14 protein-coding genes are annotated in these 14,155 nt (G+C 67.3%); 13 read left to right on the top strand and 1 reads right to left on the bottom strand.

The window, feature by feature from the left end; all coding sequences use genetic code 11:
* Nucleotides 1-111: 111 nt before the first annotated feature.
* From ACFXKN_RS13415 to ACFXKN_RS13375, 9 genes are all read left to right on the top strand, one after another.
* Nucleotides 112-2,259 (top strand): protein kinase, encoded by a 2,148-nt coding sequence (locus ACFXKN_RS13415; protein ID WP_379433041.1) that lies wholly within the window; start codon nt 112-114, stop codon nt 2,257-2,259.
* 53 nt (nt 2,260-2,312) lie between these two features.
* Nucleotides 2,313-3,287 (top strand): NADPH:quinone oxidoreductase family protein, encoded by a 975-nt coding sequence (locus ACFXKN_RS13410; RefSeq protein WP_378941065.1) that lies wholly within the window; start codon nt 2,313-2,315, stop codon nt 3,285-3,287.
* Nucleotides 3,288-3,345: 58 nt separating this feature from the next.
* Nucleotides 3,346-4,458, top strand: coding sequence for a winged helix DNA-binding domain-containing protein (locus ACFXKN_RS13405; RefSeq protein ID WP_378941063.1), 1,113 nt, complete (start codon nt 3,346-3,348; stop codon nt 4,456-4,458).
* Nucleotides 4,459-4,585: 127 nt separating this feature from the next.
* Complete coding sequence (locus ACFXKN_RS13400) at nt 4,586-5,899, top strand: amidohydrolase family protein (RefSeq protein WP_378941061.1); 1,314 nt, start codon at nt 4,586-4,588, stop codon at nt 5,897-5,899.
* 112 nt (nt 5,900-6,011) lie between these two features.
* Nucleotides 6,012-6,797, top strand: coding sequence for an ABC transporter ATP-binding protein (locus ACFXKN_RS13395; RefSeq protein ID WP_378941058.1), 786 nt, complete (start codon nt 6,012-6,014; stop codon nt 6,795-6,797).
* Entirely contained in the window at nt 6,797-7,639 is an 843-nt protein-coding gene (locus tag ACFXKN_RS13390) for an ABC transporter permease (protein WP_378941056.1), read from the top strand. Before ACFXKN_RS13395 ends, ACFXKN_RS13390 begins: the two co-directional genes overlap by 1 nt.
* A gap of 15 nt (nt 7,640-7,654) precedes the next feature.
* Nucleotides 7,655-8,824: a nitrate ABC transporter substrate-binding protein gene (locus ACFXKN_RS13385; protein ID WP_378941054.1), complete on the top strand. Its 1,170-nt coding sequence runs from the start codon at nt 7,655-7,657 to the stop codon at nt 8,822-8,824.
* A gap of 10 nt (nt 8,825-8,834) precedes the next feature.
* Nucleotides 8,835-9,827: an isopenicillin N synthase family dioxygenase gene (locus ACFXKN_RS13380; RefSeq protein ID WP_378941052.1), complete on the top strand. Its 993-nt coding sequence runs from the start codon at nt 8,835-8,837 to the stop codon at nt 9,825-9,827.
* A 102-nt stretch (nt 9,828-9,929) separates the two neighbouring features.
* Nucleotides 9,930-10,568 carry a GntR family transcriptional regulator gene (locus ACFXKN_RS13375; protein ID WP_378941050.1) on the top strand — a complete coding sequence of 213 codons (639 nt, stop codon included), beginning with the start codon at nt 9,930-9,932 and terminating at the stop codon, nt 10,566-10,568.
* A gap of 50 nt (nt 10,569-10,618) precedes the next feature.
* Here ACFXKN_RS13375 and ACFXKN_RS13370 read toward each other — a convergent pair whose 3' ends face one another.
* Nucleotides 10,619-11,134 (bottom strand): Lrp/AsnC family transcriptional regulator, encoded by a 516-nt coding sequence (locus tag ACFXKN_RS13370; protein WP_378941048.1) that lies wholly within the window; start codon nt 11,132-11,134, stop codon nt 10,619-10,621.
* Between the two features lie 132 nt (nt 11,135-11,266).
* Here ACFXKN_RS13370 and hppD point away from each other — a divergent pair, with 132 nt between their 5' ends.
* The 4 genes from hppD (at nt 11,267) to rpsL (ending at nt 14,154) form a co-directional block, all read left to right on the top strand.
* Entirely contained in the window at nt 11,267-12,409 is a 1,143-nt protein-coding gene (hppD, locus tag ACFXKN_RS13365; protein WP_378941046.1) for a 4-hydroxyphenylpyruvate dioxygenase, read from the top strand.
* Between the two features lie 31 nt (nt 12,410-12,440).
* A complete protein-coding gene (locus ACFXKN_RS13360) occupies nt 12,441-12,968 on the top strand; it encodes a DUF3558 domain-containing protein (protein WP_378941044.1) in 528 nt (175 codons plus the stop codon).
* Nucleotides 12,965-13,507 (top strand): DUF3558 domain-containing protein, encoded by a 543-nt coding sequence (locus tag ACFXKN_RS13355; protein ID WP_379433040.1) that lies wholly within the window; start codon nt 12,965-12,967, stop codon nt 13,505-13,507. Before ACFXKN_RS13360 ends, ACFXKN_RS13355 begins: the two co-directional genes overlap by 4 nt.
* A 272-nt stretch (nt 13,508-13,779) precedes the next feature.
* Complete coding sequence (gene rpsL, locus ACFXKN_RS13350) at nt 13,780-14,154, top strand: 30S ribosomal protein S12 (RefSeq protein ID WP_056814220.1); 375 nt, start codon at nt 13,780-13,782, stop codon at nt 14,152-14,154.
* Nucleotide 14,155: the final 1 nt, after the last annotated feature.

The following is a 14,155-nucleotide window of genomic DNA, read 5'->3' as shown; positions in this document are numbered from 1 at the left end:
CACACCCTCGCGGCGAGTCGGGACTAGGGGTACCAGGTGCCGGTCACTAGGGAGGTCCGAACGCGGTTGTCCTACATGACAGACCTATCCGCGCCCAGGTAGCCTGCTGTCATGGCCGGCGGAGCATTGGCGGGCTCGATGTTCGGGCGCTATGAGATTCGCAGACTTCTCGGAGTCGGCGGTATGGGAGAGGTCTACGAGGCCTACGACACCTCCAAGAATCGTGTTGTCGCCCTCAAGATGCTCAACCGGGAACTCGCCACCGACCCCACCTTCGTGCAGCGCTTCCGCCGCGAATCGCACGCGATGGCGAGCGTGCAGGAACCGCACGTCATCCCGGTGCACGACTGGGGCGAGGTCGACGGCGTCCTGTATATCGACATGCGCTTGGTCAAGGGCGTCGATCTCAAGGAGCGGCTCCAGCAGTACGGCAGGCTCACCCCTGTCGAGGCGGTGCAGGTGGTCGAGCAGATCGCGTTCGCGCTCGATGCCGCACACGAGGTCGGCCTGGTCCATCGCGACGTGAAACCGGGCAACATCCTGCTCACCGGCAACCTGTTCGCCTATCTGGTCGACTTCGGCATCGCCCACGCCGCCACCGATCCGCAGCTCACCAGCGCGGGCAGTGCGGTGGGTTCCATGGCGTACATGGCGCCGGAGCGGTTCGAGAGCGTGCCGATGTCCCCGTCGGTGGACACCTACGCGCTCACCTGTGTGCTCTACGAATCGCTGGTCGGCCGGGTGCCGTTCCCGGTGAACAGCCTCGCGGGCGCGATCGGTTCGCACCAGATGGCGCCCGCCCCGCGCCCCAGCGCCGCCGACCCCACGCTCACCACCTTCGACCCGGTGATCGAGCGGGGAATGGCCAAGCGCCCCGACCAGCGCTATGCCTCGCCCGTCGACCTGGCTCGTGCCGCCAGAGCCGCACTGATCCAAGCCGAGCGCTCCACTCCCGCAACGGTATCCGGACCTCGAATCGAGATCACCGGCCCACAGACGCCGCACCGCTCCGAGGTTCCGCCGTCCCCACCGACGACCCGCGGCTCCGCTGTCGTCCCAGCCGACTCGCAACCCCCACCGACGCGGGACTCTGCGGCTCTGTCACGCGACTCGCACCCTGCGCGGGACGCTGCGGCTCTGTCACGCGACTCGCACCCTGCGCGGGACGCTGCGGCGTTTTCGCCCGACTCGCAGTCGCCCCCGACGCGGGACTCGGCGGCGTTTTCGCCCGACTCGCAGTCGCCTCCGACTCGGGACTCTGCGGCCCTGTCACGCGACTCGCACTCGCCGCCGACCCGTGGCACGGCTGCCGTCCCGGCCGACTCGCAGTCCCCGCCGACTCGCGCCGCCGCGGCCCTGTCGTCCCAGTCGTCGCCGGCAACCCGTGCTGCGGCGGCTTTCTCCGCCGGATCGCTGTCGTCGCCGACAACTCGGGGGCCGGCCCGATCCGCGACCGGCGCCGGTTCATTCACCCCGGTACCTCGCGTCACGGGTCCACAACCCGCAGAACCGAATTCGACGCGTCGCGGGACAGGCCCGCAATCGGCCGAACCGCAGCCGATGCGTCGCGTGACCGAACCCCGGCCCACACGCGCGGCAGGACACGAGTCCACGGTCGTCCGGGCATCACAACGGGTGGTCGGTCCCGGCCAGGGGAGTGGGTACACCCATCCCTCGGCGCCGATACCGATTCCCCCACAACGTAATTCGGCGACACCGCTGCTGGTCGGCGCGCTGGGCTCGCTGATCGCGCTGGCGGCGGTCGGCGTCGGGGTGTGGTTCATGATGAGCGTCGATGACCGTCGTAACGTGGCAGTCCCGCCACCGCTCGAGTCCGGCGCCGTCGAACCGTCCGTGATCGACACCGCGAGCCAGACGTATGCCTCCACGGCGCAGTTGCCCACCGAAACCACCGTCCCGCCGCTGCAGTCGAGTGTCACCGGCGCCGACGGTCAGGGCTTCCTTTCCGGCGGCCCGCGCTGTCATGACAACGACGCCGCGATGTCCATCGCCCGCACCACCCAATCGCGAGTGGTCATCTGCCATACCGGTGATCAGCGCTATTACTACAAGGGTGTCCGGGTCAGTGACGGCGCCGTCATCACGCTCGACGATCCGGTGCCCAACGGTGACGGCTCGTTCATCGCGACCAACTACACCGACGGCACCCAGTACCTGCTCAGTGCCGACGGTCTCACCATCACCGTTCCCGGCAAACCGTCGTTCAGCGAGACGGTGACCGAGTTCGCCCATCGTTGAACCACTCGCCGGGCTATGTTCGCGGGTGAATGTCATCAAGAGAGGTGTCGAAAATGCGCGCAGCCCAGGTCGGCAAGTTGGACGGTCCGTCGGCGATCGAGATCGTCGATCTGCCCGAGCCGGTGGCCTATCCGGGTGGTGTCCTGATCGACGTGCACGCCGCGGGCATCGCCTTCCCCGATGTGCTGATGACGCGCGGTCTCTATCAGATGAAGCCGGGCCTGCCCTTCGTCGTCGGCGGCGAGGTGGCCGGGGTGGTGCGCGAGGCGCCGGAGGGTTCGTCGCTGCGCCCCGGTGACCGGGTCGCCGCGCTGACGATGCTCGGCAACGGTGTCGCCGAGGTGGCGGTGTCACCCGAGCACGCCGTGTTCGCGCTGCCCGACAACATCTCCCTCGAAGCGGGCGCGGGCGTGCTGTTCAACGACCTCACCGTCCATTTCTGCCTGACCAAGCGCGGCAGGCTGGCCGAGGGCGAGACGGTCCTGGTGCACGGCGCGGCCGGCGGCGTCGGCACCGCCACCTTGCGGATGGCCAAGGCGCTCGGCGCGGGCCGGGTGATCGCGGTGGTCAGCACCGATGCGAAAGCTCAGGTGGCCAAGGCCAACGGCGCCACCGACGTGGTGCTGACCGACGGCTGGCTCGCCGCAGTGAAGGAACTGACCGAAGGTCGCGGCGTCGACATCGTCCTCGACCCGGTCGGCGGTGACCGCTTCACCGATAGCGTCCGCTCGCTGGCGGGCGGCGGCCGACTGCTCGTGGTCGGCTTCACCGCGGGGGAGATCCCGACGGTGAAGGTGAACCGCTTGCTGCTCAAGAACGTGGAGGTCGTCGGCGCGGCCTGGGGCGAATGGGTGATGACCCACCCCACCTACCTCGCCGAACAGTGGGCCGAGATCGAACCCCTGCTCGCGTCCGGCGCGATCACCGCCCCCGACCCGGTTCTCTATCCACTAGACCGCACCGCGGAAGCGGTTGCGGCACTGGATGAGCGCACCGCCGTAGGCAAGGTCGTCGTCCAACTGCGATGAGACCGGCATAATCGCCCAATCGGCCGGTATCGTCCGTCACGGAGCCGAAGGAGTCGCAATGCTGGTGTCGAATCGGGAATTGAACCGGACCTTGCTCGCGCGCCAGCACCTGCTCGAGCGCTCCACCTTGACGACACCGCAGATGTGCGATCACCTGGTCGGCCTGCAGGCCCAGGACGTGCCACCGCCGTTCATCGGATTATGGAGTCGGATAGCCGATTTCGATCCGGCGACGGTGTCGACCGGTCTAGAAGACCGCTCACTCGTGCGAATCACCTTGATGCGCGGCACGATTCACCTGGTCACCCCGCCCGATGCGCTACGTATCGCGCCCCACATCCAACCGGAACTGGAAAAGGCCCCGTTCCGCAAAGGCTTCAATTTCGGTGCGCTGGTCGGTCTCGACCCGGAGGAGGTGCGGGCCAACGGGGAAGCGGTTCTCGGCGACGAGCCGATGTCGGCGGCGGACATGCGCGTCGAGGCCGCGCGCCGGTACCCCGATCGCGACGCCGGTGTGGTCCTGCAAGCGTGGCTGTACCAACTCCCCGTCCTGCAAACGCCCCCGCGCGGCCGCTGGCGCGATAACAGCCGCCCGGTCTGGTCGAGAATCGAGCCCTGGCTGAGCGCACCGCTCGACCCGACCTACCCGGTATCGGAACTGATCCTGCGTTACCTGCGCGCGTTCGGTCCGGCCAGCACGATGGACATGCAGGCCTGGTCCCGGCTGCCGGCCATGAAGCAAGCCGTCACCGACCTCGGCGACCGGGTCCGCACCTACACCGACGACCGCGGCCGCACCCTCTACGACGCGGCCGACCTCGAACTCGCCGATCCCGACCTGCCCGCTCCGGTCCGGTTGCTCGGCTGGTACGACAACGCGCTGCTCGCGCACAAGGACCGCTCCCGCATCGTCGGCGACACCTCCGCCCCGCCCCTGCGCGCGTTCGCCACCAGCGTCTCGTCGATCCTGATCGACGGCTTCCTCGCCGGCGTCTACAAGATCTTCGTCAAGTCCGGCACCGCGCAGCTACGGATCAGCCCGACCCGCACGTGGACGAAAACCGAAGCGGCGCAGGTAGAACAAGAAGCAGCGGCGCTACTGGCCTTCCTCGAACCCGAATCCGAGCCAACGGTGGAGATCCTGGCACCTGGCGCGGACCTGCGCCTGTGACACATCTTTAACGTCGAGGCAACAACCGGATCCTAGGGTCGTCCTCACGACGTTCATGGCTGCAACGGACGACGTGCTGCGCTGAATCCGGCGCGCTAACCAGCCGCATCCCGAAAGAGGTGCGCGCATGGAATCCGCCGCGTCCGTCGTCATCACCGACGTCATCGTCTACACCGAGCAGGGCTGGACGCCCGGCGAAGTGGTGGTCCGCGACGGCGTCGTCATCGCCCTGCGAGCCGGGCCGGAACACACGGACCTACCCCGTTTCGACGGCGGCGGTGGTTACCTGCTCCCCGGTTTCGTCAACACCCACACCCACCTGCAACAGGCGGTACTGCGCGGCGCCGGCGAGGGGCTGCCGCTGCTGGAATGGCTGCGGTGCGTCGGCGAACACACCGTGGCCGCCACTCCGGAACAGACCTATCTCTCGGCGCTGGCCGGTGGTCTGGAACTGCTGCGCAGCGGTGTCACCACGGTCGTCGAACACCTGTGGCCCAACCCGTCCGACGCGGTCCACCAGGCGATGATCCGCGCGCTGCGCGAACTCGGCATCCGGGTCGTCCTCGGACGCGGCATCGCCGACCGCGCCGACATCACCCGCAAATGGGGCCTCGACCCGCGCCTCATCCAACCGCTCGACGAGGCACTCGCCCACGTCGACGAGCTCGACAAGCAGCTGGTGGGCACCCGCATCAGCACCGCTCTCGCCGTCCCCAACCCGCGCTGCCTCACCCCCGACGGCATGGCGACCACTCGTGAGTACGCGCAGGCCACCGGCAAAACGGTGTCGATCCATGTTCTCGAGACCACCACCGACGACGACATGTGCCGATTGCATGCAGGTGCCTGCGCCGTCGACTACCTCGACGCGAGCGGCTTCCTCTGGGACCGCACCCTGGCCGTGCACTGCGTCAACCTCGACGACCACGGCCGCAAGGTCTTCGCCGAGCGCGGTGTCGCCGTTTCCTACAACCCGGTCTCCAACATGCGCCTCGGCAGTGGCGTCGCCCCGGTTCCGGAGATGCTCGCGGCGGGCATCGACGTCACGCTCGGTGTCGACGGCGCCGCGAGCAACGACACCCAGGACATGCTGCTCGCTCTCCGGATCGGCGCGTACCTCCAGCGTGCGTCGCACAAAAGGGCCGACCTGCTCGGCTTCGAACAGATGCTGCGGATGGCGACCGGCGCCGCGGGCCGGGTACTCGGCCGCCCGTCGCACACCGGCATCGCGATCGGCGACCGCGCCGACCTCACTCTCGTTCGCTTCGATCGCGACTTCGCCTGCCTGCCGGTTCTCGACCCCGGCGCCACCCTGCTCACCGCCGCGTCGTCGCGCGTGATCGACGCCGTGTGGGTCGACGGCGAGGCCGTGATCCGCGACGGCGCGAGCACTCGCGTCGATCACCAGGATCTCGCGCAGCGTCTGATCCGCATGCGATGAATATTAATAATTCAGAAACGAGCGCCATATTGCATGTAATCAAGCTAGTTCAAACTGAATCCACTCAAAGGTTGCACGCAACACTGAAACACCGCGGGAGAAGGTGATCACGGTGACGCTCTATGACACGGTGAACGACGCCGACGCGAGGACGCTGCTGTCCGGCATGGAGGTTTCCTTCGCCGGAGTGAGCAAGCGCTTCGGCGGCGAAGCGGGCACGCTCGCCCTGACCGACGTCGACCTCGACATCCGCGAAGGCGAGTTCGTCGCGGTGGTCGGCCCGTCCGGCTGTGGCAAGTCCACGTTGCTGCGCCTGGCGGCCGGTCTCGAACCGGTGAGCTCGGGAGCCGTTGCGGTGCGCACGAATTCGATCGGCTTCATCTTCCAGGAGGCCACGCTGCTGCCGTGGCGCAAGGTGCGCCGCAATGTCGAACTCTCGGCCGAGCTGGCCGGCGTCGACCGTACGACGCGCCGCGAACGGGTCGAGCGAGCGATCGAAGCCGTCGGCCTTGCCGACTTCGCGAACAAGCTGCCGAGCCAGCTCTCCGGCGGCATGCGCATGCGCGTCTCGCTGGCCAGGGCGCTGTCGCTGGAACCGCGGCTGATGCTCCTGGACGAACCGTTCGGCGCGCTCGACGAGATGACCAGGCTGAACATGCAGGAGGAGCTCCTTCGCCTCTATCGCGACAATGCCTTCACCGCCCTGTTCATCACCCACTCGGTCTCCGAGGCCGTGTTCCTCGCTTCGCGCGTGGTGGTGATGTCGGCCAGGCCGGGCCGCATCCACGAGGTGATCGACGTCGATCTGCCCTACCCGCGGGAACGCGAACTGCGCTTCGAACCCGCCTTCACCGAACTCGTCTCGCGCATCTCGCGCTCGTTGAAAGAGGCTGCCTGATGGTGAGTGTCGCGGCTCGGGTCCCTGCCACGCCGAAGCTGCGGCTGCCGACCGTGCGACTGCGCACATTCGGCAGTGCCCTGGTGGCGCCGACCATTTCGATCACCCTGGCGCTGGCCGCCTGGTACGCGGTGTCGATGCTGATCCTCAGCGAAGGCCGCCGCTTCCTGCTGCCGCCGCCGCACGTTGTCTTCAGCGAATCGCTCGCCGATCCGAAGAAGCTCGAGGTGATGCTCGAGGCGCTGGCCGTCACCGCCAGGGTCGCGATCACCGGCCTGCTGATCTCGGCGGTGCTCGGGGTGGCGATCGCGGTGCTGATGAGCCAGGCCAAGCCGATCGAGAACGTCGTCTACCCGTACGCGGTGGTCTTGCAGGCGATCCCGGTGCTCGCAGTGGTTCCGCTGATCGGCTTGTGGCTCGGCTACGGGTTCGCCGCCCGCACCACCGTGTGTGTGCTGATCGCGATCCACCCGATCATCGCGATGACGCTGTTCGGCATCAAATCCGTCGACGGCAATCTCCAAGAACTGTTCACCCTCGGCCGAGCGGGCCGCCTGCGCCGCCTCTGGTCGCTGCAACTGCCCGCCGCGCTGCCCTCGACGCTCACCGGATTGCGCACTGCCGCAGGACTGTCCGTCACCGGCGCGATCATCGGCGACATGTTCTTCGCGCAGGGTAAACCCGGCATCGGCACCCTGCTCGACACCTACCGCGCCCGCCTGCAATCCGAGGACCTGATCGGTGCGCTGCTGCTGGCCGCCCTGTTCGGCGTGCTCGTGTTCGCCGTGTTCACGGTCATCCAGAAGGTCAGCGTCGGTCGCTGGCACAACTCCGCCCAATAGCCTCCAAGGACAACCATGAAGACACTTCCCCTGCGCCGCCTAGGTTTTGCCGCGCTGGCCGTGCTGCTGGCAGGCACCGCGGCCGCCTGTTCCGACGACACCACCGACGCACCCGTCGTCGCGCTCGAACCGGCACCGGCCGAACAACAACTCGCCGGCGCCTGCCCCGCCACCGTGGTGGTCCAGCTCCAGTGGGCACCGGAAACCGACTCCGGCCCGATCTTCGGTCTGCTCGGCCCCGGCTACCAGGTAGACGCCGACAACAACAAGATCACCGGCCCGCTCGTCGCCGACGGCAAGGACACCGGCGTGCGGCTGGAGATCCGCGCGGGCGGCCCGGCCATCGGCTTCCAGACCGTGCCGTCGCAGATGTATGTCGACCAGAGCATCACCCTCGGCCTCGCCCATTCCGAGCACGCCATCGCCGCCGCCGGTCAGCAGCCGATCGTCGCCGTCACCACCCTGCTGCGCAATAGCCCGCAGATGCTGATGTGGGATCCGGAGACCAATCCCGACTGGCGGGGCATCGCCGATATCGGCAAGTCCGGCAAGCCTGTCGTGGTGTCGAAGGGTCAGCTCTACCCGGACTGGCTCGTCGCCCGCGGGCTGGTGCAGAAGGCGCAGGTCGACGCCTCCTACGACAATTCGCCCTCGCGCTTCGTCACCGATCCGTCCTTCGCCCAGCAGGGCTTCGTCAACGCCGAACCCTTCACCTACGAGCACGAAGTGCGGGCCTGGAACAAGCCGGTCGGCTACCAGTTGCTCAAGGATGTCGGCTACGAGGGCTATGCCCGCACCGTGAATGTGCGCGCCGACAAGCTCGCCGAGTTGCGCCCGTGCTTGCAGAAGCTGGTGCCGATGATCCAGCGAGCCACCGCGTCGTTCAAGGCCGATCCCACCCACGTCAACGACATCGTGGTCGACGTAGTCGAACAGAACCCCAAGCTCAGCCCCTACAGCGCCGAACTGGCCGAATTCGGCTCCAAGGCCCTCATCGACGGCGGCCTGATCGGCAACGACACCGACGGCGTGCTGGGCAGTTTCGACGAGGCCCGCGTCCAGCGCATCATCGACGAATTCGGGCCCATCCTGCGCGCGGGCGGCGCGAACGTACCGCATGGCCTAACCGCGAAGGACCTGGTCACCAAGGAATTCCTCGACCCCGCCATTTCCGTCACCGGATAAGGAGACACCCATGACCACCAGCTACGACCTGTCCGAAGTCTCGCGCGAGAAGCAGATGGGCGGCCTCGGCAAGGAAACCACCGACCGCGAGATCCGCGTCATCGACCTCACCGACTTCGAGAACCGGCGCGCCGAGATCACCGAGGAACTGTGGGCCGCCGCCACCGAGATCGGCTTCTTCCAGCTCTCCGGCCACGGCATCGCGCAGGACCTGATCGACGAGATGTTCGCCACCACAGCCGATTTCTTCGCCCTCCCCGAGGCGGTCAAGGGCCAATACCCCCTGGTCAAGAAGAACAACGCGGGCTGGGAGAGCCTGAGCCAGGTACGCCCGTCCATCGGCGTGCCCGACCAGAAGGAGTCCTACCAGATCACCCGGCCGCACATGGACGAGCTGTGGCCCAGTGAGGCCGAGCTGGCCGGATTCCGCTCCCGCGTCCTCGATTTCGAGAGTCGAGCCTGGGCAGTGGCGATGCGGGTGCTGTCCTGCTTCGCCGACCGCCTCGGCCTCGAACGCGAACACTTCACCGCCGCACACGATCCCGGCTCCGCGAGCTACCAGAGCGCCTTGCGGTTGCTGCACTACTTCGCCGTTCCCGAAGAACTGCGCGGCGTCCCCGGGCGCTGGCGGGCCGGTGCGCACACCGATTTCGACTGCCTCACACTGCTTTTCCAGCGTGACGGACAGGGCGGATTGCAGGTGTGCCCCGGCAAGGAGATGGCGGAGCAGCAGTGGACCTCCATCACGGCGTCGTCGAGCCTGATCACCTGCAATATCGGTGACATGCTCACCCGCTGGAGCGACGACCTGCTGCCGTCGAACTTCCACCGCGTGCGCAGCCCCGGCGAGGGCGAGTACCAGGGTGAGCGCTACAGCATCGCCTACTTCGCCCAGGCCGACCGCGACGCCGTCATCCAAGGGCCGGCGGGCAAGTATCCGCCCGTCACAGCGGCGGACTTCCTGACTCAGCGGGTGCAGGCGAACTACCGGCCCCAGGGATAATCAGCGCAACCAACGGAAAGGACACGGCATGAGCGGTCAGCGCCCGGAGGAGGCAGCCCGCGTCACCACGCAGGGCGCCCGAGCATGCCAGAAGATTCTGCGATGACCGAAGCCTCGCTGCTCGGCCAGTCTGTCCATCGCCAGATCAGGCAGATGGTCCTGTCCGGCGAGCTGACCCCGGGCCGATCGCTGAGCGTGCCCGCGCTGGCGACCGAGCTCGGGGTCAGCCGCAGCCCCGTCCGGGAAGCGGTGCAGCAGCTGATCTATGAGGGTCTCGCGGTGAGCGCGCCGCACGCCGGGGCCAAGGTGGCCGCCGTCGACGACGACCGCATCCGCGATGTGCTCGCGGTCCGCGCCGTCCTCGACGGCCTCGCCGCCGCCGCGGCCGCCACCCGCCTCACCGAGGCCGACCTCGACAAGCTCACCGGCATCGTCACCGCACAGCTCGCGCACCTGGACGACCCGGTCGACCCCGCGCGCGACGCCCAGCTCGACCTGGAATTCCACACCTTCATCCGCGACGCCTCCGGCAACACGTGTGTCGTCGACGAACTGGCCCGCCTGGAGGCCCAGGCCCACCTGTACCGCGGCGACCTGTGGTGCTCGGCCCGCAACCGCCGCGTCGCCCTGCGCGAACACCGCCGCATCGTCGAAGCCCTCGAATCCGGCCACCCCGAGTCGGCCCGCGCGGCGGCGGAAGCCCACGTACACGGCCTACTGACTCGCCTCGCCAGGCAATGACGACCCCTGCCCGATAAGGGCTCCTGGCCGGAAACCCCGGCCGTGAATTCTCAGCGGTGATCCCGGTACGCGGGTGCCTTCGCGGTGCCCGCCGGAGTCAAGGTGTGCAGCAACGGCATCGTGCGGTGCGCGATGACCGTCGACAGCACGACCACACTGTGCGACCGCACCACCGACCCGGTCCGATCGATGCTCAGCAACACCGCCTGCAACCCGGCATGTGAATCGGCTCCGATCCGGCACAGCACGTCACCGGACCCGGTCGTCGCGTACGCCTCGATCACCCCCGGAATCGCCGCGAGCTCCGCACTCACCAGGTCGAGCGCTCCCTGCGCGATCTCCAGCGTCACGAACGCCTGGACATCGAAACCCGCTGCGGTGACGTCGATCTGCGGATCGTAGGAGGCGATCACCCCGGATTCCTCCATCCGGTTGATCCGCGCCTGCACCGTCGCCCGCGCGACCTTCGTCCGCCGCGACAGCTCGAGAATTCCGGCTTTCTGGAACTCGTGCATCGCGGTGAGGATCGCCAGGTCGAGCTCATCCAATTTCGCGGGCGTGCGCATGAGAAGACCTCCGTGTCCGGTTGCTATTCAAATTGTCCACCATTTATGCGTATTCGGTGGCTTCTCGAGCCAGCCTGTTCAGGCAAATATGGGGTAGTTGCCCACCTGCGACGTGACGCGATTTCCTAGGTCATGACCATTGAGCAGCAGCTCGTCGGGCTGATCGAGCACGACGACAGTGTCGATCCGTTTCCGGTGATCGGGTGGGACGCACTCGTCTGGGTTGTCGGCAACGCGACCCAGAGCGCCCACTTCCTGCAATCCGCGTTCGGCATGCGGCTCGAGGCGTACTCGGGGCCCGAGACCGGCAATCGCGACCACAAGTCGTTCGTGCTGCGCAGCGGCGGAGCGCGGTTCGTGATCACCGGCGCGGTCGACCCCGACAGTCCACTCGTCGCCCACCACGACCGCCACGGCGACGGCATCGTCGACATCGCGCTCGAGGTTCCCGACGTGGACCGCTGCATCGCCTGGGCCCGCGAGCACGGCGCGACGATCCTCACCGAACCCCACGACGAGACCGACGAATTCGGCACCGTCCGCTCCGCGGCACTGGCCACCTACGGCGACACCAGGCACACCCTCATCGACCGCTCCGACTACGTGGGCCCCTATCTCCCCGGCTATATCGCGCGCACCTCGACCCGCGAGCCGGGCCCGCGCGTATTCCAGGCGATCGACCACGTGGTCGGCAATGTCGAACTCGGCATGATGGACCGCTGGGTCGACTTCTACCGCGGCGTCATGGGATTCACGAACATGGCCGAGTTCGTCGGCGACGACATCGCCACCGAGTACTCCGCGCTGATGAGCAAGGTCGTCGCCAATGGCAACCACCGCGTGAAGTTCCCGCTCAACGAACCGGCCGTGGGCCGCAAGCGTTCTCAGATCGACGAGTACCTCGAGTTCTACCGCGGCCCCGGCGTGCAGCACATCGCGCTGGCCACCGGCGACATCCTCACCACCGTCGACGCCCTGCGCGCCGAGGGCGTCGAATTCCTCGCTACACCCGACACCTATTACGAGGATCCCGAGCTGCGTGCGCGCATCGGTGCCGTGCGCGTTCCGGTCGACGAACTCCAGCGCCGAGGCATCCTGGTCGACCGCGACGAAGACGGCTACCTCCTGCAGATCTTCACCCGCCCCCTCACCGATCGCCCCACCGTGTTCTTCGAACTCATCGAGCGACACGGCTCACTCGGTTTCGGAAAAGGCAACTTCAAGGCCCTTTTTCAGGCCATCGAACGGGAACAGGAGGCCCGCGGCAATCTGTGACCGGACCGCACCGCCGGTTAGAGTTCATGGCATGCGGATCCCCTCGGCGATCATCACCGGTATGACCTTGGTCGTCATGCTGACGTCGTGCGGATCGGGGGGCGACTCCGATACGCCGACAGGGCCCAACCGACCACCACCGAAGGTCGCCTCACTCGGCCCCTTCGTGGGCGAGTGCGGTCATGTCACCGACGACGAAGTGCGCACCCTCGCCGGCCTCGGTCAGATCGCGCGGGTCTATAAGAACGCGACCGGCTGCAACTGGCAGGCGGCCGGATTGTCTTCGCCCAGCGTCACTTTCGCCTCGTACCGGGGCAGTCCGATCGAACGTGAGAAGGCGTGGGTGTCCAGCGTCGGCCGTGAACCGGAAACCATCGACGTCGGCGGCCGTTCCGGCTTCATGGCGCTCGACCCGCAGGGCACCGTCTGTGACCTCGCTGTGCAACTCGACGACGATTTCTTCGAATGGTCGATGTCCACAGGCCTCTTCGCCGTCGGCGGCAACCCGTGCGATCGGACCAGGAAACTGGCCGAGCTGACCGTGGGACGGTTGCAGTGAGGGCGGGCAAGGTCGCGGCCGCGCTGATCCTCACCCTCGCGCTGGCGGGCTGCGGCGAGAAGATCGAGGGCAGCGCCCAGCCGCTGGGTCAGGGTGGCGGCGGTGAGTCGATCAACACCGACTTCGACAAGCTGCTGCGCGAGTGCGAGGTGGTGGCCGCCGACAAGATCGGCGAGATCGTCGGCAACGCCATGCTCGTCAGTCCCTCCTTCAGCGGTGCCGTCTGCATGTGGGACATCGAGGACGCACCTGGTGGGGGAGCCATGGTCAGCCTCAACTGGTACGAGATGGGTACCCTGAACAACGAGAAGACCACCAACGACAAGCTGGGCTACCTCTCCGGCGACATCACCGTGCAGGGCCGCAGGGCGCTGCAGGTGCGTCGGCCGGGCGACAACGACTCCTGCGGCGTCACCGCGCCGGCCGCCGATGTCGGCGTCGTCGGCTGGTGGATCAACTACCGGCCCGGCTCGGCACACCCCGATCCGTGCGCGGGTGCCCAGAAATTGGTGGAGCTCACTCTGGATCTCGCCCGGTAGAAGGCTTGACGCGGCCCCCCGCTTTGACCCCGAATCGGGCACGCGGGTATCGTAGATCCCTGTGCCCGGATTGCTACGGGCAAGTTCGTGTGTGAACGTAGGCCAGCGAAAGCGGCCGATATGTTCCGACGTGCCTTGAAAAGGGCACTGAGCGCCACAGCGACACGCCCGACCACGGGTTAAGGGAAACGTGGTCTGACGTGCGAGTGAAAGCTCGATGAACTGCAAGACACTGCACACCAAGCGCAATTACCAATAAGGAAAGCCGGTCTATGCCAACCATCAACCAGCTGGTCCGCAAGGGTCGCCGCGACAAGGTCACCAAGACCAAGACTGCGGCCCTGAAGGGGAGCCCGCAGCGTCGTGGTGTGTGCACTCGCGTGTACACCACCACCCCCAAGAAGCCGAACTCCGCGCTCCGTAAGGTCGCGCGTGTTCGCCTGACCAGCGCGATCGAGGTCACGGCGTACATCCCCGGTGAGGGCCACAACCTGCAGGAGCACTCCATGGTGCTCGTCCGCGGCGGTCGTGTGAAGGACCTTCCCGGTGTCCGTTACAAGATCATCCGTGGCTCGCTCGACACCCAGGGCGTGAAGAACCGCAAGCAGGCGCGCAGCCGCTACGGCGCCAAGAAGGAGAAGAGCTGAT

Source organism: Nocardia sp. NPDC059195, from assembly GCF_042754695.1.
GTDB lineage: Bacteria > Actinomycetota > Actinomycetes > Mycobacteriales > Mycobacteriaceae > Nocardia.
This window is presented reverse-complemented; position numbering and strand designations above follow the sequence as displayed.

What these genes read in the sequence shown, in the direction of transcription:
- ACFXKN_RS13415 (WP_379433041.1), top strand. Translation starts at nt 112, where the DNA reads ATGGCCGGCGGAGCATTGGCGGGCTCGATGTTCGGGCGCTATGAGATT.
- ACFXKN_RS13410 (WP_378941065.1), top strand. Translation starts at nt 2,313, where the DNA reads ATGCGCGCAGCCCAGGTCGGCAAGTTGGACGGTCCGTCGGCGATCGAG.
- ACFXKN_RS13405 (WP_378941063.1), top strand. Translation starts at nt 3,346, where the DNA reads ATGCTGGTGTCGAATCGGGAATTGAACCGGACCTTGCTCGCGCGCCAG.
- ACFXKN_RS13400 (WP_378941061.1), top strand. Translation starts at nt 4,586, where the DNA reads ATGGAATCCGCCGCGTCCGTCGTCATCACCGACGTCATCGTCTACACC.
- ACFXKN_RS13390 (WP_378941056.1), top strand. Translation starts at nt 6,797, where the DNA reads ATGGTGAGTGTCGCGGCTCGGGTCCCTGCCACGCCGAAGCTGCGGCTG.
- ACFXKN_RS13385 (WP_378941054.1), top strand. Translation starts at nt 7,655, where the DNA reads ATGAAGACACTTCCCCTGCGCCGCCTAGGTTTTGCCGCGCTGGCCGTG.
- ACFXKN_RS13380 (WP_378941052.1), top strand. Translation starts at nt 8,835, where the DNA reads ATGACCACCAGCTACGACCTGTCCGAAGTCTCGCGCGAGAAGCAGATG.
- ACFXKN_RS13375 (WP_378941050.1), top strand. Translation starts at nt 9,930, where the DNA reads ATGACCGAAGCCTCGCTGCTCGGCCAGTCTGTCCATCGCCAGATCAGG.
- ACFXKN_RS13370 (WP_378941048.1), bottom strand. Translation starts at nt 11,134, where the DNA reads ATGCGCACGCCCGCGAAATTGGATGAGCTCGACCTGGCGATCCTCACC.
- hppD (WP_378941046.1), top strand. Translation starts at nt 11,267, where the DNA reads ATGACCATTGAGCAGCAGCTCGTCGGGCTGATCGAGCACGACGACAGT.
- ACFXKN_RS13360 (WP_378941044.1), top strand. Translation starts at nt 12,441, where the DNA reads ATGCGGATCCCCTCGGCGATCATCACCGGTATGACCTTGGTCGTCATG.
- rpsL (WP_056814220.1), top strand. Translation starts at nt 13,780, where the DNA reads ATGCCAACCATCAACCAGCTGGTCCGCAAGGGTCGCCGCGACAAGGTC.